This window comes from Paraburkholderia panacisoli (assembly GCF_008369935.1).
Taxonomy (GTDB): Bacteria; Pseudomonadota; Gammaproteobacteria; order Burkholderiales; family Burkholderiaceae; genus Paraburkholderia; species Paraburkholderia panacisoli.
On record NZ_VTUZ01000002.1, the window covers coordinates 140,924 to 160,762 of the forward strand.

At 62.5% G+C, this 19,839-nt stretch carries 22 protein-coding genes and 1 tRNA gene; 19 read left to right on the plus strand and 4 right to left on the minus strand.

The genetic code is table 11. From position 1 onward, the window contains the following. Positions 1-18 precede the first annotated feature (18 nt). From kdsD to FVF58_RS03230, 11 genes are all read left to right on the plus strand, one after another. Complete coding sequence (gene kdsD, locus FVF58_RS03180; protein WP_149668474.1) at positions 19-1,002, plus strand: arabinose 5-phosphate isomerase KdsD; 984 nt, start codon at positions 19-21, stop codon at positions 1,000-1,002. Next, positions 1,002-1,562, plus strand: a complete 561-nt coding sequence (locus FVF58_RS03185; protein WP_149668475.1) for a KdsC family phosphatase — start codon at positions 1,002-1,004, stop codon at positions 1,560-1,562. Before kdsD ends, FVF58_RS03185 begins: the two co-directional genes overlap by 1 nt. Then, on the plus strand, positions 1,559-2,167 hold the full coding sequence (gene lptC, locus FVF58_RS03190) for an LPS export ABC transporter periplasmic protein LptC (protein WP_149668476.1): 609 nt from the start codon (positions 1,559-1,561) through the stop codon (positions 2,165-2,167). Before FVF58_RS03185 ends, lptC begins: the two co-directional genes overlap by 4 nt. Before the next feature lie 20 nt (positions 2,168-2,187). Next, entirely contained in the window at positions 2,188-2,859 is a 672-nt protein-coding gene (lptA, locus tag FVF58_RS03195; RefSeq protein WP_149668477.1) for a lipopolysaccharide transport periplasmic protein LptA, read from the plus strand. Further along, complete coding sequence (gene lptB, locus FVF58_RS03200; protein WP_149668478.1) at positions 2,856-3,641, plus strand: LPS export ABC transporter ATP-binding protein; 786 nt, start codon at positions 2,856-2,858, stop codon at positions 3,639-3,641. The genes lptA and lptB overlap by 4 nt, the downstream gene beginning before the upstream one ends. Before the next feature lie 185 nt (positions 3,642-3,826). Then, positions 3,827-5,344 (plus strand): RNA polymerase factor sigma-54, encoded by a 1,518-nt coding sequence (locus FVF58_RS03205; protein ID WP_149668479.1) that lies wholly within the window; start codon positions 3,827-3,829, stop codon positions 5,342-5,344. 170 nt (positions 5,345-5,514) lie between these two features. After that, positions 5,515-5,871, plus strand: coding sequence for a ribosome hibernation-promoting factor, HPF/YfiA family (gene hpf, locus FVF58_RS03210; RefSeq protein ID WP_042328814.1), 357 nt, complete (start codon positions 5,515-5,517; stop codon positions 5,869-5,871). A 277-nt stretch (positions 5,872-6,148) separates the two neighbouring features. Next, on the plus strand, positions 6,149-6,664 hold the full coding sequence (locus FVF58_RS03215) for a PTS sugar transporter subunit IIA (RefSeq protein WP_149668480.1): 516 nt from the start codon (positions 6,149-6,151) through the stop codon (positions 6,662-6,664). Positions 6,665-6,774: 110 nt separating this feature from the next. Beyond that, positions 6,775-7,743, plus strand: coding sequence for an HPr(Ser) kinase/phosphatase (hprK, locus tag FVF58_RS03220; protein ID WP_115099570.1), 969 nt, complete (start codon positions 6,775-6,777; stop codon positions 7,741-7,743). A 96-nt stretch (positions 7,744-7,839) separates the two neighbouring features. After that, the gene (gene rapZ / locus FVF58_RS03225) at positions 7,840-8,733 is read left to right on the plus strand and encodes an RNase adapter RapZ (protein WP_149668481.1); all 894 of its coding nucleotides are present in this window, start codon (positions 7,840-7,842) and stop codon (positions 8,731-8,733) included. Between the two features lie 41 nt (positions 8,734-8,774). Next, positions 8,775-9,410 (plus strand): LON peptidase substrate-binding domain-containing protein, encoded by a 636-nt coding sequence (locus FVF58_RS03230; RefSeq protein WP_149668482.1) that lies wholly within the window; start codon positions 8,775-8,777, stop codon positions 9,408-9,410. 39 nt (positions 9,411-9,449) lie between these two features. Here FVF58_RS03230 and mutY read toward each other — a convergent pair whose 3' ends face one another. Together mutY and mutM are read right to left on the minus strand one after the other, a co-directional pair. Then, entirely contained in the window at positions 9,450-10,577 is a 1,128-nt protein-coding gene (gene mutY / locus FVF58_RS03235; protein ID WP_188130697.1) for an A/G-specific adenine glycosylase, read from the minus strand. Positions 10,578-10,584: 7 nt separating this feature from the next. Then, positions 10,585-11,415 carry a bifunctional DNA-formamidopyrimidine glycosylase/DNA-(apurinic or apyrimidinic site) lyase gene (gene mutM / locus FVF58_RS03240; protein WP_149668484.1) on the minus strand — a complete coding sequence of 277 codons (831 nt, stop codon included), beginning with the start codon at positions 11,413-11,415 and terminating at the stop codon, positions 10,585-10,587. 87 nt (positions 11,416-11,502) lie between these two features. Here mutM and FVF58_RS03245 point away from each other — a divergent pair, with 87 nt between their 5' ends. The 8 genes from FVF58_RS03245 (at position 11,503) to hisC (ending at position 18,838) form a co-directional block, all read left to right on the plus strand. Then, entirely contained in the window at positions 11,503-13,344 is a 1,842-nt protein-coding gene (locus FVF58_RS03245; protein ID WP_149668485.1) for a tetratricopeptide repeat protein, read from the plus strand. Beyond that, the gene (gene lolB, locus FVF58_RS03250) at positions 13,344-13,976 is read left to right on the plus strand and encodes a lipoprotein insertase outer membrane protein LolB (protein ID WP_149668486.1); all 633 of its coding nucleotides are present in this window, start codon (positions 13,344-13,346) and stop codon (positions 13,974-13,976) included. The genes FVF58_RS03245 and lolB overlap by 1 nt, the downstream gene beginning before the upstream one ends. A gap of 73 nt (positions 13,977-14,049) precedes the next feature. Beyond that, positions 14,050-14,931, plus strand: a complete 882-nt coding sequence (gene ispE, locus FVF58_RS03255) for a 4-(cytidine 5'-diphospho)-2-C-methyl-D-erythritol kinase (protein ID WP_149668487.1) — start codon at positions 14,050-14,052, stop codon at positions 14,929-14,931. Between the two features lie 52 nt (positions 14,932-14,983). Continuing rightward, positions 14,984-15,060, plus strand: a tRNA-Gln gene (locus tag FVF58_RS03260). A gap of 47 nt (positions 15,061-15,107) precedes the next feature. Continuing rightward, positions 15,108-16,064, plus strand: coding sequence for a ribose-phosphate pyrophosphokinase (locus FVF58_RS03265; protein ID WP_006048037.1), 957 nt, complete (start codon positions 15,108-15,110; stop codon positions 16,062-16,064). Positions 16,065-16,227: 163 nt separating this feature from the next. Next, a complete protein-coding gene (locus tag FVF58_RS03270) occupies positions 16,228-16,845 on the plus strand; it encodes a 50S ribosomal protein L25/general stress protein Ctc (RefSeq protein WP_149668488.1) in 618 nt (205 codons plus the stop codon). 151 nt (positions 16,846-16,996) lie between these two features. Then, positions 16,997-17,599, plus strand: coding sequence for an aminoacyl-tRNA hydrolase (gene pth, locus FVF58_RS03275; protein ID WP_149668489.1), 603 nt, complete (start codon positions 16,997-16,999; stop codon positions 17,597-17,599). Between the two features lie 159 nt (positions 17,600-17,758). Then, positions 17,759-18,838: a histidinol-phosphate transaminase gene (gene hisC, locus FVF58_RS03280; protein WP_149668490.1), complete on the plus strand. Its 1,080-nt coding sequence runs from the start codon at positions 17,759-17,761 to the stop codon at positions 18,836-18,838. A gap of 92 nt (positions 18,839-18,930) precedes the next feature. Here hisC and FVF58_RS03285 read toward each other — a convergent pair whose 3' ends face one another. Both FVF58_RS03285 and coaD read right to left on the minus strand, forming a co-directional pair. Next, entirely contained in the window at positions 18,931-19,188 is a 258-nt protein-coding gene (locus FVF58_RS03285) for a YfhL family 4Fe-4S dicluster ferredoxin (RefSeq protein WP_149668491.1), read from the minus strand. 63 nt (positions 19,189-19,251) lie between these two features. Next, positions 19,252-19,767: a pantetheine-phosphate adenylyltransferase gene (gene coaD, locus FVF58_RS03290; protein WP_149668492.1), complete on the minus strand. Its 516-nt coding sequence runs from the start codon at positions 19,765-19,767 to the stop codon at positions 19,252-19,254. Positions 19,768-19,839 lie beyond the last annotated feature (72 nt).

Here is a 19,839-nt window from a genome sequence, read left to right on the forward strand (position 1 = left end):
CTTTGCTATACTCCGCGCATGATAGCGAAAATCAATGGCGACCGGGCACTCATGCTCGCTCGCGACGTGCTCGACATCGAAGCGGACGCCGTGCGCGCCCTTCGTGACCAACTCGACGATGGCTTCGTAGGGGCGGTCGATTTCATCCTGGGCTGCCGTGGGCGGGTGGTCGTGTCCGGCATCGGCAAATCGGGCCATGTGGCCCGCAAGCTCGCGGCCACGCTGGCCAGCACCGGTACACCCGCGTTCTTCGTGCATCCTGCGGAAGCCAGCCATGGCGACCTCGGCATGGTCACTTCGGACGACGTGTTCCTCGCGCTGTCCAATTCCGGCGAAACCGAAGAACTCGTGGCCATCCTGCCGCTGATCAAGCGGCTCGGCGCGAAGCTGATCGCGATGACCGGACGCCCGTCGTCGAGTCTCGCACAACTGGCCGACGTGCACCTGAATTCCGCGGTGTCGAAAGAGGCCTGCCCGATGAATCTCGCGCCGACCGCCAGCACCACCGCCGCGCTCGCGCTCGGCGACGCGCTCGCGGTTGCGGTGCTCGACGCGCGCGGCTTCGGTCGCGACGATTTCGCGCGCTCGCATCCGGGCGGCGCGCTCGGGCGCCGTCTGCTCACTTATGTACGCGACGTGATGCGCACCGGCGAGCAGGTGCCGATGGTCACACCCGAGGCCACCGTGCGCGACGCGCTGTTCCAGTTGACCGCCAAGCGCATGGGCATGACCGCGATCGTCGACCACGACGGCCGCGTCACCGGCATCTTCACCGACGGCGACTTGCGCCGCGTGCTCGAACGCGACGGCGATTTCCGCCAGTTGTCGATCGCCTCCGTGATGACCGCCGGCCCGCGCACCATCGGCCCGGACCACCTTGCGGTGGAAGCCGTGGAACTGATGGAGCGCTTCCGCATCAATCAGATGCTGGTCGTCGACGAAGCAGGCAAGCTGATCGGCGCACTCAACATGCACGACCTGTTCTCGAAGAAGGTGATCTGATGGCCATTGCCCCTCCTACCGCCACCGAACGCGCAAGCCGCGTGAAGCTGATGATTTTCGACGTCGACGGCGTACTGACCGACGGCGGCCTGCTGTTTACGGCGGAAGGCGACACGATGAAGGGCTTCAACTCGATGGACGGCCACGGCATGAAGCTGCTGCGGCAGGCCGGCATCGAAACGGCCATCATCACCGGGCGCAAGTCGGGCATCGTCGCGGTGCGCGCGAAAGAAATGAACATCATGCACGTTTATCAGGGCGTGCAGGACAAACCCCAGGCGTTTGCGGACCTTTTGCAGCAAACCGGCATGAGCGCGGAAGAATGCGGCTACATGGGCGACGACTGGGTCGACCTCGCTGTGATGCTGAAGGTCGGCTTCGCCGCAGCGCCGGCCAATTCGCATCCGGAAGTGATCGCGCGGGCCCATTGGGTCAGCGAAGCGCGCGGCGGCCACGGCGCCGCGCGTGAAGTCTGCGATACGCTGCTGCGCGCCCAGCACAAGTATGAAGCGCTGCTTGCGGCCGCCTGCAGCGGCGAACAGCGGGGCCTCGTCGGATGAACCAGTTCCGGCTGACTTCGCTGATTCCGCTGGTCGCGATGGCCTTTCTCGCCGGTATCACGTGGTGGCTCCTGCAAGCCACGCTGCCGCGGCAGAACGAAGGCCCGCCCCACCCGAAGGCGCACACGCCCGACTACTTCGCGGACAACTTCTCGGTTTCCGAACTCGATCAATCGGGCGCGACGCAATATCGGCTGGCCGCGCAATCGCTGATTCACTATGAAGACGACGAGCTGAGCGATCTGGTCAAACCGGCCATGCGCGCGTTCCAGCCCGGCAAGCCGATCGTCACCGCGACCGGCGACACCGGCAAGGTGAACGCCGACGCGTCGATCGTCGACCTCTACGGCAATGCGCGCATTCTGCGGGCTCCCGGCTACGGAGATCCGCAGATGCAGGCAGATTCGGAGCATTTTAGGGTGCTGGTCAACGACGATGTGATCGAGACCGAAAAGCCGGTTAAACTTCAGCGCGGCATGTCGGTGATGACTGCCAGCGGCATGAACTACAACAACGTCACCCGGGTGATGCAGCTGTTCGGCAACGTGAGAGGCGCCATCGCCCCGTCCGAAGCAGGCGGCAGCTCGCCCAAGCAACCCGGGTAATCCATTCCAGGCGTGACTGCATGAACGAATCGTTCCCCCGTTTTAATACCGGCCGCACGCGCACCCTGTCCGCGTGCCGCGCCGGACTCGCTGCGCTGCTCGTCGCGTTGCCGCTGGCCGGCTTCGCGCCGCTCGCGCACGCGGATCGCGCCGACAAGGACAAGCCGCTGAACATCGAAGCGGACAACATGACTTACGACGACCTCAAGCAGGTCAACATCTTCACCGGCCACGTGGTCGCCACCAAAGGGACGATCGTGATCAAGGCCGATCGTGTCGAAGTGACGCAGGACCCGCAGGGCTATCAGTACGCCACCGGCACGTCGAGCGGCGGCAATCTGTCGTATTTCCGCCAGAAGCGCGAAGGTCTCGACGAATATATCGAAGGCACGGCCATCCGTATCGACTACGACGGCAAGCAGGATCTGACCACGCTCACCACGAACGCCACGGTCCGCCGCCTGCAGGGTCTGTCGACGGTGATCGACCAGGTGCGCGGCAGCGTCATCACGTATGACGGCCAGAGCGACTTCTATACCGCGAAGGCAGGCAAGGACGTCGCCGGCCCGGGCAACCCGACCGGCCGCGTGCGCGCGATGCTGTCGCCGCGCAACGGCGGCGCCGCGCCCCTCACCGGCGCGTCGGCCACGCTCGCGCCGTCCACCACCATCCAGGGAGCGCCGAATCAGTGAGCACCTCCGCGTCCCTACCCAATCGCAAGCCGGCCGGCACCAGCAGTTCGCTGGTCGTGCGTAGTCTGAAGAAGCGTTACGGTTCGCGCACGGTCGTCAAAGACGTGTCGCTCGACGTGAAAAGCGGCGAAGTGGTGGGCCTGCTCGGCCCCAACGGCGCCGGCAAGACCACCTCGTTCTATATGATCGTTGGCCTCGTGCCGCTCGACGCGGGTGAGATCGATCTGGACGGCAAGTCGATCAGCCTGCTGCCGATCCATAAGCGCGCGTCGCTCGGGCTGTCGTATCTGCCGCAGGAAGCTTCCGTGTTCCGCAAGCTCTCCGTTGAGGAAAATATTCGCGCTGTGCTGGAATTGCAGCATGAAGACAACGGCAAACGGCTCAGTAAGGACACCATCACGTCCCGCACCGAAGCTTTGCTCGACGAGCTGCAAATTGCGCACTTGCGGGAGAATCCGGCGCTGTCGCTGTCGGGCGGCGAGCGTCGCCGGGTCGAAATTGCCCGGGCGCTGGCCACCAACCCGAGCTTCATTCTGCTCGACGAGCCGTTCGCGGGCGTCGACCCGATCGCGGTGCTGGAAATCCAGAAGATCGTCAAGTTTCTGAAGCAGCGCAATATCGGCGTCCTGATCACCGACCACAACGTGCGCGAGACGCTCGGCATCTGCGATCACGCGTACATCATCAGCGACGGCAGCGTGCTGGCCGCCGGCGCGCCGAGCGAAATCATCGAAAACGAAAGCGTGCGGCGCGTCTATCTGGGCGAACACTTCCGCATGTAAGTGCACAAGGGAATACCGGCGGTGCGAGCGCGCATCCGCCGGGTCCTTTTGCGGCAACCGCACATCAGCACTTTTGACCTGGGCCGTCCGCGCCCAGCACCGCCGAAAAAAGGCGCACGCGCAATTGCGAATGTCGCAAGGTATCGCGGTCGTGGCAAACTCTCTACAATGAATCTCAACTTGCCATGAAAGCTAGCCTCCAACTCCGCCTATCGCAGCATCTTGCGCTGACGCCACAACTGCAGCAGTCCATCCGACTGCTTCAGCTGTCTACGCTCGAACTGCAGCAGGAAGTCGCAATGGCGATCTCGCAGAATCCACTCCTCGAAAACGAGGACGACTGGATCGCGAGCCCGTTGCGCGTGGCGGCGGACGGCTCGCTGATCACCCAGGCGCCCAGCTCTTCCGCGCCGCAGGACCAGATGGGCGGCAACGGGTCGCCCACTTCCGCGAGCGGCAGTGAGCGCACCGAAAATGGCGAGCCGCAGGGGGTCGACGAATACAACGGCCTGTCCGGCGACAGCAACGGCGATACGTCGCAATGGAACCTCGACGACTACGGCCGCTCCGGCAACGCGTCGGACGACGACGATCTGCCGCCGCTGCAAATCCACGAATCGAGCACTTCGCTGCGCGACCACCTGATGGCGCAATTGCGCGTCACCCAGGCGAGCCAGCGCGACCGGGCGCTGATCACGTTCCTCATCGAGTCACTCGACGACGACGGGTATCTCGCCGCCACACTCGAAGAAGTGCAGGCCGATCTGCCCGAAGAACTCGAAGTCGACCTCGACGAATTGAACGCCGCGCTGGCGCTGTTACATAGTTTCGACCCGGCCGGGGTCGGCGCGCGTTCCGCGTCGGAATGTCTGAAGCTGCAACTGCTGCGGCTCGATCCGACGCCTACGCGAACACTGGCGCTCGACATCGTCGCCCACTACCTGGAACTGCTCGCGGCGCGCGATTTCACGCGTCTGCGCAAACATCTGAAGGCGAACGACGACGACCTGCGCGATGCGCACATGCTGATCCGCTCGCTCGAACCGTTCCCGGGCGCCGCATACGGCAAGGCCGAAGCAGACTACGTGGTGCCGGACATCATGGTGCGCAAAACCGCCCAGGGTTGGCAGGCCGAACTAAATCCGGAGGTGGTGCCGAAGCTGCGCATCAACCACCTGTACGCGAATATTCTGCGCAATAACCGGGGCGATCCGGGCAGTGGATCGTTGCGCCAGCAACTGCAGGAAGCACGCTGGCTGATCAAGAATATCCAGCAACGTTTCGAGACCATCCTTCGCGTCGCGCAAGCAATTGTCGAGCGTCAGAAGAGCTTTTTTGTGCACGGCGAAATTGCCATGCGCCCCTTGGTTTTGCGAGAAATTGCTGATACGCTGGGCCTACACGAGTCGACTGTCTCGCGTGTGACAACCGGTAAATACATGCTGACCCCATTCGGGACGCTGGAATTCAAGTATTTTTTCGGTTCGCACGTTTCAACCGACACGGGCGGCGCGGCCTCTTCCACGGCGATTCGCGCGCTCATCAAACAACTGATAGGAGCGGAAAACCCGAAATCGCCTCTCTCAGACAGTCGCATAGCCGAACTGCTGGCGGAACAGGGCTTCGTGGTCGCACGGCGTACCGTTGCGAAGTACCGCGAAGCGCTCAAGATCCCGGCAGTCAACCTGCGCAAGTCTCTGTAGCCCGTCGCCTTCCGCGGCGGGCATTTACCGGCCGCTCCGCAGTTGGCGGACAGGCCGGCCGATGCGACCTGCCAGATGTCAGTCACCGGGGGGCGACTCAGGCAAGCCGACAGATCGACCGGACCTCTGTCATCGTGCGGAACAAGCGGCCTCTAGCTTGGAGAAGCACTATGAATCTGCAGATCAGTGGACACCACCTCGAAGTAACGCCTGCGTTGCGCGAATACGTGATCACCAAACTGGATAGGGTGCTAAGACATTTCGATCAGGTAATCGACGGCAGTGTGGTCCTCTCGGTCGACAACCACAAGGAAAAGGACAAGCGTCAAAAGGTTGAAATCAACCTGCATCTGAAGGGCAAAGATATCTTTGTCGAGAGTTGTGACAGCGACCTTTACGCTGCGATCGATCTGATGATCGACAAGCTCGACCGGCAAGTGATACGCCACAAGGATCGGCTACAAGGCCATCAGCACGATGCGATCAAGTACCAACCGGCGCCGCAACTGGACGTGCCGCCGCAATAAGGGAAATTAGAGGGTTTTCCTCATTACTCTTAGGTTGGTAAAACCGCCCGGAATCGGGCGGTTTTTCGTTTCTGGACGCGTTTTTCCCACAGCGGCGCAGCTTGTGGACCAAATCGTTAAAAACCCATCACGCATGGATGGCGCGCCGCACCATCAGCAGCTACCCTGTTCTATAATGTTCCGGTTACCATCAGGGTCAAGCTAGCTCACACGGAAATCGGCCGGTCGGAGTCTGCGCTTTCAGGCTCCAACGCGCGTCTTCGCGAGCATCGAACGAATGGAACGCCACTCAAACGCCCTAGCGAGGAGAACCCAGGCCACGTTTTCGCCTGTCAACATGAATCGTTTAGCCAAATTTCTTCCCCTCGAGAACGTCGTCGTCGGACTATCGGTCACCAGCAAGAAGCGTGTGTTCGAGCAAGCGGGCCTGATCTTCGAGAACCAGAACGGCATCGCCCGTAGCACAGTCACTGACAATCTGTTCGCGCGCGAGCGCCTCGGATCGACGGGGCTTGGCGAAGGCGTCGCGATTCCGCACGGTCGGATCAAAGGCCTGAAGCAGCCGCTCGCCGCGTTCGTCCGCCTTGCCGAACCCATCCCCTTCGAGTCGCCTGACGGCCAGCCGGTCTCGCTGCTGATCTTCCTGCTCGTGCCCGAGCAGGCCACCCAGCAGCACCTCGAAATCCTTTCGGAAATCGCCCAGTTGCTGTCCGACCGCGAGGCGCGCGAGCGCCTGCACACGGAAGAAGACCGCGAATCGTTGCATCGCCTGCTCACTCAGTGGCAACCTTGATGCATCGGCGGTTATCCGCCCGCATGCGAATACCGCCCGGCAACGCGCGGCCCGCGTTCGCGCGCCCGCGTCCTTGCCAGGCAAGCGGCCCACACTGGAGTCACTGACTCATGGATACGTCCAGCATCAACGCCCAAAGCATTTTCGACGACAACGCCGCCGCGCTGAAACTCAGCTGGCTGACGGGGCATGAAGGCTGGGAACGCGGCTTTTCTTCGGAATCGGTCGCAAATGCCACGTCGAGCGCCGACCTCGTCGGCCACTTGAACCTGATCCACCCGAACCGGATCCAGGTGCTCGGCGACGCCGAAATCGACTACTACAAACGCCAGACCGACGAAGACCGCTCGCGCCACATGGCCGAGCTGATCGCACTGGAGCCGCCGTTTCTGGTGGTGGCGGGCGGCGTGGCCGCGCCGCCAGAACTGGTGCTGCGCTGCACGCGCTCATCCACGCCGCTGTTCACTACGCCGATGTCCGCCGCCGCGGTAATCGACAGCCTGCGGCTGTACATGTCGCGCATTCTCGCGCCGCGCGCCACGCTGCACGGCGTGTTTCTCGACATCCTCGGCATGGGCGTGCTGCTCACCGGCGACTCGGGCCTCGGCAAGAGCGAACTCGGGCTGGAACTCATCAGCCGCGGCCACGGCCTCGTGGCCGACGACGCAGTAGACTTCGTGCGCCTCGGTCCGGACTTCGTCGAAGGACGCTGCCCGCCGCTCCTGCAAAATCTGCTCGAAGTGCGCGGCCTCGGCCTGCTCGACATCAAGACGATTTTCGGTGAAACGGCTGTGCGCCGGAAAATGAAGCTGAAGCTGATCGTGCAACTGGTGCGCCGTCCCGACGGCGAATTCCAGCGGCTGCCGCTGGAAAGTCAAACCGTCGACGTGCTCGGCCTGCCGATCAGCAAGGTCACGATTCAGGTGGCCGCGGGCCGCAACCTCGCGGTACTGGTCGAAGCGGCGGTGCGCAACACGATCCTGCAACTGCGCGGCATCGACACGCTGCGCGACTTCATGGACCGCCAGCGCCTCGCGATGCAAGACCCCGACAGCCAGTTTCCCGGCAAGCTGATCTGAAGCAGCAAGACCTGCAGCGCCCGCAGCCGAGGGCTGGCCGTGGGTACGCGCATAGGGACCAGATGCTATGATGAAATGTACGGTTTCGACGACTCCATGCGCATAATCCTGATCACTGGTATATCCGGCTCCGGCAAGTCAGTTGCCCTGAACGCGCTCGAAGACGCGGGCTATTACTGCGTCGACAATCTGCCGCCGCGCTTTCTGCCGCAACTCGCCGCCTATCTCGCCGACGACGGACAAGATCGCCTCGCAGTCGCGATCGACGCGCGTTCGAGCGCGTCCCTCGATGAAATGCCCGCGATGATCCGCGATTTGTCGCGCGCTCACGACGTGCGCGTGCTGTTCCTGAGCGCCAGCACGCAGTCGCTGATCCAGCGCTTTTCCGAAACGCGCCGCCGCCATCCCCTCTCCGGCTCCCCCGCGCACGACGCGGACGTGGGCCTGCTCACCTCGCTCGCGGAAGCAATCGAGCGCGAGCGCGAACTCGTGGCGGGACTCGCCGAGTTCGGCCATCAGATCGACACCAGCAATCTGCGCGCGAACGTGCTGCGCGCATGGGTCAAACGCTTCATCGAGCAGAAAGAGGCGGGGCTCGTGCTGATGTTCGAGTCGTTCGGTTTCAAGCGCGGCGTGCCGCTCGACGCGGATTTCGTTTTCGACGTGCGCACGCTGCCGAACCCGTACTACGATCATGAATTGAGGCCGCTCACCGGCCTCGACAAACCGGTGATGGATTTTCTCGACGCGCTGCCGGTCGTGCATGAAATGATCGACGACATCGAGAAGTTTCTCTCCAAGTGGCTGCCGCATTTCCGAGACGACAATCGCAGTTATCTGACCGTCGCGATCGGTTGCACGGGCGGCCAGCACCGCTCGGTGTTCATTGCGGAGACGCTTGCCGCGCGTCTCGCAGCGTCGGCGAATGTGATTGTGCGGCATCGCGATACGCCGGTCGATGTCGGCGAATCATCAAAGCTAGTGGCTTAACCGGCCGCACCGCGCGGCCTTAACCCGAAGCGTTGCGCCCCATGTCTACTACTTCTACTGTGCTCGCCGATGTGCCGCTGTTTCCGCTGCATACGGTGCTGTTTCCCGATGGACTGCTGCCGCTGAAAATCTTCGAAGCGCGCTACCTCGACATGGCGCGCGACTGTCTGCGAGAAAAAACGCCGTTCGGCGTGTGCATGCTGAAAAGCGGCGCGGAAGTGGCACGCGAAGATGAGCCTTCGGTGCCCGAAGCAATTGGCTGCCTCGCCGAAATCGAAGAATGCGACGTCGAAGCCTTCGGCATGCTGTTGATTCGCGCACGTGGCACACGTAGGTTTCGCCTGCTGTCGCATCGCGTGGAAAGCAGCGGTTTGCTGGTCGGCATGGCCGAACCGATCGGCGACGACATGCCGCTCGAAGGCAATGAACTGCTGGCCAAATTCGGCGCGTGCGCGGAAGTGCTCGAACGGATCATCGCGACGATCCGCGAACGGGACCCGGACAGCTTGCCGTTCGCGGAGCCATTCAGGCTCGAAGATCCGTCATGGGTGTCGAACCGTCTTGCGGAAGTGCTGCCGATCGCATTGCGGGCGCGTCAGAAACTAATGGAACTGCGTGACGCCGGCGCGCGGATCGATGTGGTTCATCACTACATGCAGCAGCATCAACTCTTATAAGTGCGGCTGCGCATGTAGCGGACCAGTCGGCTTTCTTCGTTAGATCAACGAACCCTGCAAACCGTCCAGCAGTTTGCGCACCGGCGCGGGCACCCCGAATGAATCGAGATCGCTGAGGGCGACCCACGCGGTGTCTGCATCTCCAAGCGCGGCCAGAGTGCCCTCGCCCCGATCCAGTTCCGCGAGCCGCGGCTCGATATCCAGCTTGAAATGCGTGAACACATGCGTGAGCGGCGCGAGCGGCGAAACCGCGCCGTCGCTGCCGAAGGCGCGTGCGCGCTCGGCGAGCGCGGCTTCATCGGCGGCTTCGGGCAGGCTCCACAAGCCGCCCCAGATGCCTGACGGCGGCCGCTTCTCCAGCATCACCGCATTACCGTCGCGCAGCACCAGCATCCAGGTGCGGCGCGTCGGCACGGCTTTCTTCGGACGCGCCGTCGGCAATTCGCGCTGACGTCCGCTGACATTGGCCACGCAGTCGGCAGCGAACGGGCAACGCAGACAGTCCGGCTTGCCGCGCACGCAGAGGGTCGCGCCGAGATCCATCAAACCCTGCGTGTACGAACTGACGTCGTCATCCGATGCATTCGACGGCAGCAGCGACTCCGCCAGCGTCCACATCGCGTTTTCGACCTTCTTCTCACCCGGAAAACCGTCGACGCCGAATACGCGCGCGAGCACTCGCTTCACATTGCCGTCGAGAATCGTCGCGCGCGCGCCAAAGGCGAACGAAGCAATGGCCGCCGCCGTCGAGCGGCCGATGCCGGGCAACTCCGCGAGCTGCTCGACCGACGCCGGAAACGCGCCGCCATGCTGCTCGACCACGACTTGCGCGCAGCGATGCAGATTGCGCGCGCGCGTGTAGTAACCGAGGCCGGCCCACAACGCCATCACGTCGTCCGCTGGCGCGGCGGCGAGTGCGGCGACATCGGGAAAACGAGCAAGAAATTTCGCGTAGTACGGAATCACCGTCGATACCTGGGTCTGCTGCAGCATGATCTCCGACAGCCAGATGCGATACGGATCGCGCGTGTTCTGCCACGGCAGATCATGACGCCCGTGCCGGCGCTGCCATGCGATCAGGCGCGCTGAAAAATCCGGCATCTGAGGAAACGCAGCCGCTTCGGATGCGGTGGGCGAAGCGGCACCCGGAGTTAAACGAGATGGCATTGAAGTTCTAGCGCTGGCAGGTGGGACAGAAATAGGTGGAACGCTGCCCCTGCACGATCTGTTTGATCGGCGTTCCGCACACGCGGCATGGCAGGCCCGCGCGATCATAGACGAAATAGTCGAGCTGGAAGTAGCCGCTTTCCCCGTCGCTGCCGACGAAATCGCGCAGCGTGCTGCCGCCCTTCTCTATCGCGGCGGCGAGCGTCACGCGCACGGCGTCCGCCAGCAGTTCGTAGCGCACCAGCGAGACGCGGCCCGCCGCGGTGGTCGGCCGGATGCCAGCGCGAAACAGACTCTCCGACGCATAGATATTGCCAACGCCAACGACGATTTCACCGGCCAGCAGCGCCTGCTTCACCGACACCTTGCGCCCGCGCGTGAGCCGATGCATCAGCGCGCCGGAGAACGCGGGCGAGAACGGCTCGACGCCGAGCCCCGCGAGCAGCGGATGCTCGAGGATGTCGCCGGCTTCGCGCGGATGCCATAGCACCGCGCCGAAACGCCGCGGATCGCGATAGCGCAAAATGAACTCGTCGAAGATCCAGTCGATGTGGTCGTGTTTCGCCGCGGCCGGCGGATGCGGCACGTGCCGCAGCACTCGCAGCGTCCCGGTCATGCCAAGATGCACGATGAACCAGCCTGCGTCGATTTCGAACAGCAGATACTTGCCGCGCCGCTCGACTTTGCGCACCACGTGGCCGCGCAAGGTTTTCGCAAGGTCGGCCGGAATCGGCCAGCGCAGCGCGGGCGTGCGCACCTCGACGCGCTCGACCTTGCGGCCGGACACATACGGTTCGATTCCCCGTCGGGTAACCTCAACTTCTGGCAACTCTGGCATTTCTAACTGGTCTGCAACTTGCGTAAGTGGTTGTGCGCGTATTGTAGCGAGCGCGTTACAATCGTCCGAAACATTGAACGGATTTCCATGAACTTGTCCTTCGTGAAGCTGTTTTCGAAGCACCCGGCTCGCGCGCCCCGCGTGCCGCACGCCGTGTCCGCTCGCCGGATACTCGGCGCAGCCGTGCTCGCCGTCTGGGCGCTGGCCGCCGTGCCCGCGCACGCGCAGGATCCGTCACCGGATTCGGATGACAGCTCGGTTACGCTGCCTGACCCGCTGGGTCCGGCATCGGCGGAAGACCAGAAGGCGCTGCCCAGCGTGCCGTTGTCGAGCCAGATCGTGTTCCAGGTGCTCGCCGCCGAAGTGGCGCTGCAACGCGACCAGCCGGCGCCCGCCTATCAGACTTACCTCGCCCTCGCGCGCGACACGCACGACCCGCGCATGGCGCAGCGCGCCACCGAAATCGCGCTGGCCGCGCAAAGCCCGTCGGACGCGTTGGCCGCCGCACAGCTGTGGCAGCAGTATGCGCCGGACTCGGAGCGCGCCGCGCAAATCGACGCGTCGCTGCTCGTGTTGTCCGGCAAACCCGACGACGCCGGGCCTATTCTCGCCCGCGAACTCACGAAAGTGCCGGCGGAGAATCGCGGTAGCGCGATTCTCGCGTTGCAGCTGCTGCTGTCACGCGGCCCGAACCGGATCGGCGGCTTGCACGTGCTGCAGGATCTGCTCAAGAACGATATGAACCGGCCGGAAGCTCAACTGGCCATCGCGCGCCAGCAGTTGCTGTCGGACGACGCGCCGGGCGCGCGCAAGTCGCTCGAACAGGCGCTGACGCTGAAGCCGGACTATCTGCCTGCGGCGCTGTTGCTGTCGCAGATGGGTCCGGAAGAGCGCAAGGAAGGCATCGCGTCGCTTGAAAAATACGTGCAGCAGAACCCGAAATCGCATGACGCGCGTCTCGCGCTCGCTCAGATGTACCTCGCGAGCGATCGCCTGGACGACGCGCAGAAGCAGTTCGAGATCATGCGCAAGGCCAATGCGAACGACCTGACGCCACTCATGGCGCTCGCGCTGATCAAGATCCAGCAAAAGAATTTCAACGACGCGCAAGCCTATCTGATCCAGTATGCGCAACTGGCCGAAAAAACGCCGGGCGCCGATGCGGGCCAGGCGTACATCTACCTTGCGCAGCTGTCGCTCGAACAGAAGAACGAAGCGGCCGCGAGCGACTGGCTGAACAAGATTGCGCCCACGAGCCAGCAATACATGCCGGCGCAGATCACGCGCGCGCAACTGCTCGCGAAACAAGGCAAGACCGACGACGCGCGCAAGCTGCTGGCTAACCTGCAGGCGTCCGATCCGCGCGACCTGGCATTGCTCGCCCGCACCGACGCTGCGATCCTGTTCGACGCGAAGCGCTACCCGGAAGCGGAAGCACGTCTGCAACAAGCCACCGCGGCCTTCCCCGACGATCCGGACCTCACCTACGACTACGCAATGGCCGCCGAAAAGAACGGTCATTACGACGTGATGGAAGCTCAGTTGCGCAAACTGATCCAGACGCAGCCCGACAATCCGCAGGCGTACAACGCGCTCGGCTATTCGCTGGCCGATCGCAATCAGCGCCTGTCGGAAGCGGACAAGCTGGTTGAGAAGGCGTCGTCGCTGGCACCGAACGACGCGTTCATCATGGACAGCGTCGGCTGGGTCAAATACCGGATGGGCGATACGTCGGACGCGATCAGGCTGCTGCGCAAGGCCTACGACCTTCAGCCTAACGCCGAAATCGGCGCGCACCTCGGCGAAGTGCTATGGAAAAGCGGCGACCACGATCAGGCTCGCGCCGCGTTCCGCGACGCGCGCAGGCTGGAGCCGGACAACGACACGCTGGTCAAAACGCTGCAACGTCTTCAGGTGAACGATCTTTGATGCGTCTTTCCCGTTTGATTTCCTTTCCCCGAGCACCGCGCGGCGCGGCGCTCGGCTTCGCAGCGGCAGCGGTTGTCGCACTGGCCGGCTGTGCATCGGTGAAACCGCAGGGGCCGTCCACGTCGAATGCCGCGACTGCGGTCACCGCGCAGACGAGCCGTTCTTACCAAGGTCGCTTCTCGGTCCAGTACAACGACCAGAACGGCCAGCCGCGCAACGCATACGGTAACTTCTCATGGCAGGAAACGGGCGACACCGTGACCCTGCAATTGCGCAACCCGCTCGGCCAGACGCTGGCTATCGTGACTTCGTCGCCGGCTTCGGCCACGCTCGAGTTGCCGAACCGTCAGCCGCTCACCGCGGACAATGTGTCCACGCTGATGCAGAATGCGCTCGGTTTCGCGTTGCCGGTCGAAGGGCTGCGTTACTGGCTGCAGCCGTCACCGGCCCCTACGTCGCGCGCCACGACTGAGAAGGATCCGCAGCAACCGTCGCGTCTGAAGGAGATCACACAGGACGGCTGGACGATCGACTATGTTGCCTATGCCGACGCACCCGCCACCGGAGTAAAGCGCGTCAACCTCAGCCGTTCGGAGCCACCGCTCGACATCAAGCTCGTGCTGGATCAGTGACCCGCGTCGCCGCGTCGCTTGACGCATCTTTGCCGCTTCTTTGGCGCCGCTTTGGCGCATGTAGCCTCGACTCATGATTGAAACGACCGATTCGCTGCGCGATTGCCTCGCGCCAGCGAAACTCAACCTCTTCCTGCATATCACCGGCCGCCGGCCGGATGGTTATCACACGCTGCAAACGGTCTTCCAGTTACTCGACTGGGGTGACACTCTGCACTTCAAGCGACGTGACGACGGACTCATCACGCGCAGTACCGAGATCGCCGACGTACCGCAGGAACACGACCTCACTGTGCGCGCCGCGACGCTGCTCAAGTCGCATACGGGCTCGCGCGAAGGCGTCGAGATTGAAATAGAGAAGCGTCTGCCGATGGGCGGCGGCCTCGGCGGCGGCAGTTCCGACGCGGCGACGACGCTGCTGGCGTTGAACCGCTTGTGGAAACTCAACTTGCCGCGCCTGGAATTGCAGGCGTTGGCATTGCAGCTCGGTGCGGACGTGCCGTTTTTTATTTTTGGAAAAAATGCGTTCGCACAGGGTGTCGGAGAATCTTTAGACGTTGTACAATTGCCGCCGCGCCACTTCCTAGTGGTGACACCGAGGGTGCAGGTTCCAACTGCAGCGATTTTTTCCGAAAAAGCGTTGACAAGAGATTCAAAGCCCCTCATAATTACGGACTTTCCTGCAGAACTTAGCTGCAACACTGAATGGCCGGAAAGTTTTGGCCGGAATGACATGCAGCAGGTTGTCGTAGGGAAGTACGTGGAAGTAGCGCAAGTGTTGCGATGGTTTGACAACATCGCGCCAGCGCGGATGTCTGGATCAGGTGCAAGTGTCTTTGCAGCGTTCCGTAGCAAAGCTGAAGCAGAAGCGGCGCAAGCCAAACTGCCCGGCGAATGGAACAGCGCAGTGGCCGCCGGTCTGGATCAGCATCCACTCTTTACTTTCGCGTCATAAGTTTTGCATCGCCGAACGAAACTCCACGTTCGGCGGAGCTCAGAGTTAGTGTAGGGGAGTCGCCAAGCTGGTTAAGGCACCGGATTTTGATTCCGGCATGCAAAGGTTCGAATCCTTTCTCCCCTGCCAAAAATTCTCGCATTTCCCCTCGCCCCCCAGCCTGAAGCAGGTGCATGATGAGCAGCCATGACGGCCTGATGGTTTTTACTGGCAACGCGAATCCCGCGCTTGCGCAGGAAGTCGTCAAAATCCTCGGTATTCCCCTCGGCAAAGCAATGGTTAGCCGTTTCTCGGACGGTGAAATCCAGGTCGAGATTCAGGAAAACGTGCGTGGCAAGGATGTCTTCGTCCTGCAATCCACGTGCGCACCGGCAAACGACAACCTGATGGAACTGATGATCATGGTCGATGCGCTCAAGCGCGCATCCGCTGGCCGGATCACCGCCGCCATCCCCTACTTCGGTTATGCCCGTCAAGATCGTCGCCCGCGTTCCGCGCGCGTCGCCATTTCGGCGAAGATCGTGGCGAACATGCTGGAAATCGCCGGCGTCGAGCGGATCATCACGATGGATCTGCACGCCGACCAGATTCAAGGCTTCTTCGACATCCCGGTCGACAACATCTACGCAACGCCCGTGCTGCTCGGCGATCTGCGCAAGCAGAATTACGAGAACCTGCTGGTGGTTTCGCCGGACGTCGGCGGCGTGGTGCGGGCCCGGGCCTTGGCGAAGCAGCTCAATTGCGATCTCGCGATCATCGACAAGCGTCGCCCGAAGGCGAACGTCGCCGAAGTGATGAACATCATCGGTGAAGTCGAAGGCCGTACCTGCGTGATCATGGACGACATGGTCGACACCGCCGGCACGCTCTGCAAGGCAGCACAAGTTTTGAAGGAACGCGGTGCGAAGCAGGTGTTCGCTTACGCTACCCACCCGGTTCTGTCGGGCGGCGCGGGCGAGCGTATCGCCGCTTCCGCACTCGACGAACTCGTTGTCACGGACACGATCCCGCTCGGCGAAGAAGCCCGCTCGTGCGCAAAGATCCGTTCGTTGACCAGCGCCGGCCTGCTTGCCGAAACGTTCTCGCGCATCCGTCGCGGCGATTCGGTGATGTCGCTGTTTGCTGAAAGTTAAGATTTGCGAAGGCGCAGGGTATCGCTTAATGCGGCACGCTGCGCTTTTGCACAATCGGCATGAACGAACGAAGGTTCGTGCCGCAGCTCTGGGGCCTCAGCCGTAACGGCTTGGAGGCCCCGTTTTTACTGCCTGGTCGCGGGCAGTGCATTGGAGATTCAACATGAAAGTAGTCGCTTTCGAGCGTTCTTTGCAAGGTACGGGTGCGAGCCGCCGCCTGCGTAACTCGGGCAAGACCCCGGGCATCGTATATGGCGCTGGTGCTGAAACGCAATTGGTCGAACTGGACCACAACGCGCTGTGGCACGCGCTGAAGAAAGAAGTTTTCCATTCGTCGATTCTCGATCTGGAAGTGGCAGGCAAGTCGCAACAGGTTCTGCTGCGCGACGTGCAATACCACCCGTTCCGTCAGCTCGTGCTGCACGTGGACTTCCAACGTGTCGACGCGAAGAAGAAGCTGCACACCAAGGTGCCGCTGCACTTCATGAACCAGGAATCCAACCCGGCAGTGAAGCTGTCGAGCGCGGTGATCTCGCACGTCGTCAATGAACTGGAAATCGAGTGCCTGCCGTCGGCACTGCCGGAATTCATCGAAGTCGACCTGGCGCAGATCGAAGCGGGTCAAGCGGTTCACGCTAAAGACATCAAGCTGCCGGCAGGTGTGTCGCTGGTTGCTCACGTCGAAGCAGAAAACCCGGTGGTCGCAGCTGCAACGATCCCGGCTGGCGCAATCGCTGAAGGCGACGCCGCTGCTGCTGAAGGCGAAACGCCGGCTGCTTAAGAACCTTTCGGGTTCCGAGCAAGCAATCCTCTCGATCCGTTTTCAATGAAACGGTCGATGTGACCCGCCGAGGTTCGCCCCGGCGGGTTTTTTTTCGGTTTTTTTCGGCCGGGCCGAGTTCGACTCGCGGGCCAGACGGACCTACGCAATCATGATCAAGCTGATCGTCGGGCTCGGCAATCCGGGCGCCGAATACACCGCGACGCGCCACAATGCCGGCTTCTGGCTGGTCGATCAACTAGCGCGAGAAGCGGGCACCACGCTGCGCGACGAGCGGCGCTTCCACGGTTTCTACGCGAAAGCGCGGCTGCACGGCGAGGAAGTGCATCTGCTGGAACCGCAAACGTATATGAACCGCTCCGGGCAATCGGTCGTGGCGCTGGCGCAATTCTTCAAGATTCTTCCCGACGAGATTCTGGTCGCGCACGACGAACTCGATATGCCGCCAGGCAGCGTCAAGCTGAAGCTTGGTGGCGGCAGCGGCGGTCATAACGGGTTGAAGGACATCACCGCGCATCTGTCGTCGCAGCAGTATTGGCGGTTGCGGATCGGGATCGGCCATCCGCGCGATCTGATTCCCGAAAGCGCGCGCGCCGGCGCCAAGCCGGATGTCGCCAATTACGTGTTGAAGCCGCCACGGCGTGAAGAGCAGGAATTGATCGATGCATCGGTGGAGCGCGCGCTCGCCGTGATGCCGAAAATCATCAGCGGTGAACTGGAGCGCGCGATGATGCAATTGCACCGCAACGCCTGAGCTGCCGCGCTCGCGGGCGTATCGCTGCAAGGCTACCGCCATCGACTGAAACTACCTCGCAAGGGGCCGGAGTAAGCGCTAAAGCGCTAACTGAAACTACCTCACATGGGACCGGAGTAAGCGCTAAAGCGCTAACTCCGGTCGACACAGGAGAATCGCTTGAGCCGCTATTGGAGTGACATCGTTCACCGTCTGACGCCGTATGTGCCGGGCGAGCAGCCCGTAGCCGCGCATCCGGTGAAGCTGAACACCAACGAGAATCCGTATCCGCCGTCGCCGCGTGTGCTCGACGCGATCCGCCGGGAACTGGGCGAGACCGGCGAGTCGCTGCGGCGCTATCCCGATCCGACCGCGCTCAAGCTGCGCGAGACGGTTGCCGCTTATCACGGCATCCGCGCCGACCAGGTGTTCGCGGGCAACGGCTCCGACGAAGTGCTGGCGCTCACGTTCCAGGCACTGCTGAAGCACGACAAGCCATTGCTGTTCCCGGACATCACGTACAGCTTCTATCCGACCTACGCGCGCCTCTTCGAAGTGGACTATCGAACGATCCCGCTCGACGACAGCTTCGCGATCCATGTCGACGACTACGCGACGCCGAACGGCGGCGTGCTGTTCCCGAATCCGAATGCGCCGACCGGCCGTCCTCTGCCGCTCGCGGAGATCGAGCGCCTGGTGGCGAGCAATACCGAATCTGTCGTCGTGATCGACGAGGCCTATGTGGATTTCGGCGCTGAGTCGGCGATAGCGCTGATCGACAGCTATCCGAATCTGCTGGTCGTTCAGACGATGTCGAAGTCACGTTCGCTGGCCGGCATGCGCGTCGGCTTCGCGTTCGGCAATCCGGCGCTGATCGACGCGCTGAACCGCGTGAAGGACAGCTTCAACTCCTATCCGCTCGACCGCCTAGCGCAAGCGGCCGCCATCGCCGCGTACGAAGACGATGTCTGGTTTCGCGACAATTGCGCGAAGGTAATTGCGAGCCGTGAGCGGCTGGCCGCGGAATTGACGGCGCTTGGCTTCGAAGTGGTGCCGTCGGCGGCCAATCTGCTGTTCGCGCGCCATGAAGGCTACGACGCGGCCACGCTCGTACTGCGGCTCAGGGAAAAGGAGATTTTCGTGCGTCACTTCAAGGCGCCGAGAATCGACCAGCATCTGCGAATCTCGGTCGGCACCGACGCCGAATGCGACATTCTGCTGGCCGCGCTGCGCGACATCTTCAGCGCTTACATCGGATAGCAGTCACGCGGCGCAGCGGCAAAGTCATGCCTCTGCAAAAAAAAAAACGGCGAGGCCAAGGCCTCGCCGTTCGTTCATTCACCCAGCTAATCTCACGCGCCCTTGGCGGCCTGCAGCGCGTGGTACTTCGCCATCAAGCCATCGGGCGTTTCCAGATGGTCGGGGTCGCGCGGGATGCACTCGACCGGGCACACCTGAATGCACTGCGGCTCGTCGAAATGGCCGACACACTCGGTGCATTTCTTCGGGTCGATTACGTAGATTTCCGTGCCCATCGAGATTGCGTCGTTCGGGCACTCGGGCTCGCACACGTCGCAATTGATGCACTCGTCGGTAATCATCAAGGCCATGCTTCTCTCACTTCACGCCGGCCGCAGCCGGCTTTGATCCGTCAAACCGACACTTTACGCCGGTTACGGCTGCGACGCCGAAGCGCCGTCGTTCGGATCCAGCGCGGCGACCTTCTCGTGCAGCCATTTTTCGACCGACGGGAACACGAACTTGCTGACATCGCCGCCCAGTTGCGCGATTTCGCGCACGATCGTGCCCGAGATGAACTGGTACTGGTCGGACGGCGTCATGAACATGGTTTCGACGTCGGGCAGCAAATAGCGGTTCATGCCCGCCATCTGGAACTCGTATTCGAAGTCCGACACGGCGCGCAGGCCCCTCACGATGACGCGCGCATTATTGGTGCGCACGAAGTCCTTTAGCAGGCCTTTGAAGCTCATCACCTGGACGTTGGGGTAGTGCCCGAGCACCTCATGAGCGATGTCCAGGCGCTCTTCCAGCGTGAAGAACGGCTTCTTGTTGCGGCTGTCGGCAACGCCCACCACCAGCGTGTCGAAAATACTCGACGCGCGCCGAACGAGGTCTTCGTGACCGCGCGTCAGCGGGTCGAACGTGCCCGGGTACACGGCGACTACCATGAGACTTCTCCTCTCTTCAGACAAAGGGGCACGTCAAAGCGTCCACGCGACGCATTTGGCACCGACCGCGCG

Excerpts from the sequence above, each read along its gene's own strand:
- kdsD (WP_149668474.1), top strand. The coding sequence starts at position 19 with ATGATAGCGAAAATCAATGGCGACCGGGCACTCATGCTCGCTCGCGAC.
- FVF58_RS03185 (WP_149668475.1), top strand. The coding sequence starts at position 1,002 with ATGGCCATTGCCCCTCCTACCGCCACCGAACGCGCAAGCCGCGTGAAG.
- lptC (WP_149668476.1), top strand. The coding sequence starts at position 1,559 with ATGAACCAGTTCCGGCTGACTTCGCTGATTCCGCTGGTCGCGATGGCC.
- lptA (WP_149668477.1), top strand. The coding sequence starts at position 2,188 with ATGAACGAATCGTTCCCCCGTTTTAATACCGGCCGCACGCGCACCCTG.
- FVF58_RS03205 (WP_149668479.1), top strand. The coding sequence starts at position 3,827 with ATGAAAGCTAGCCTCCAACTCCGCCTATCGCAGCATCTTGCGCTGACG.
- hpf (WP_042328814.1), top strand. The coding sequence starts at position 5,515 with ATGAATCTGCAGATCAGTGGACACCACCTCGAAGTAACGCCTGCGTTG.
- FVF58_RS03215 (WP_149668480.1), top strand. The coding sequence starts at position 6,149 with ATGGAACGCCACTCAAACGCCCTAGCGAGGAGAACCCAGGCCACGTTT.
- hprK (WP_115099570.1), top strand. The coding sequence starts at position 6,775 with ATGGATACGTCCAGCATCAACGCCCAAAGCATTTTCGACGACAACGCC.
- rapZ (WP_149668481.1), top strand. The coding sequence starts at position 7,840 with ATGCGCATAATCCTGATCACTGGTATATCCGGCTCCGGCAAGTCAGTT.
- FVF58_RS03230 (WP_149668482.1), top strand. The coding sequence starts at position 8,775 with ATGTCTACTACTTCTACTGTGCTCGCCGATGTGCCGCTGTTTCCGCTG.
- mutY (WP_188130697.1), bottom strand. The coding sequence starts at position 10,577 with ATGCCATCTCGTTTAACTCCGGGTGCCGCTTCGCCCACCGCATCCGAA.
- mutM (WP_149668484.1), bottom strand. The coding sequence starts at position 11,415 with ATGCCAGAGTTGCCAGAAGTTGAGGTTACCCGACGGGGAATCGAACCG.
- FVF58_RS03245 (WP_149668485.1), top strand. The coding sequence starts at position 11,503 with ATGAACTTGTCCTTCGTGAAGCTGTTTTCGAAGCACCCGGCTCGCGCG.
- lolB (WP_149668486.1), top strand. The coding sequence starts at position 13,344 with ATGCGTCTTTCCCGTTTGATTTCCTTTCCCCGAGCACCGCGCGGCGCG.
- ispE (WP_149668487.1), top strand. The coding sequence starts at position 14,050 with ATGATTGAAACGACCGATTCGCTGCGCGATTGCCTCGCGCCAGCGAAA.
- FVF58_RS03265 (WP_006048037.1), top strand. The coding sequence starts at position 15,108 with ATGAGCAGCCATGACGGCCTGATGGTTTTTACTGGCAACGCGAATCCC.
- FVF58_RS03270 (WP_149668488.1), top strand. The coding sequence starts at position 16,228 with ATGAAAGTAGTCGCTTTCGAGCGTTCTTTGCAAGGTACGGGTGCGAGC.
- pth (WP_149668489.1), top strand. The coding sequence starts at position 16,997 with ATGATCAAGCTGATCGTCGGGCTCGGCAATCCGGGCGCCGAATACACC.
- FVF58_RS03285 (WP_149668491.1), bottom strand. The coding sequence starts at position 19,188 with ATGGCCTTGATGATTACCGACGAGTGCATCAATTGCGACGTGTGCGAG.
- coaD (WP_149668492.1), bottom strand. The coding sequence starts at position 19,767 with ATGGTAGTCGCCGTGTACCCGGGCACGTTCGACCCGCTGACGCGCGGT.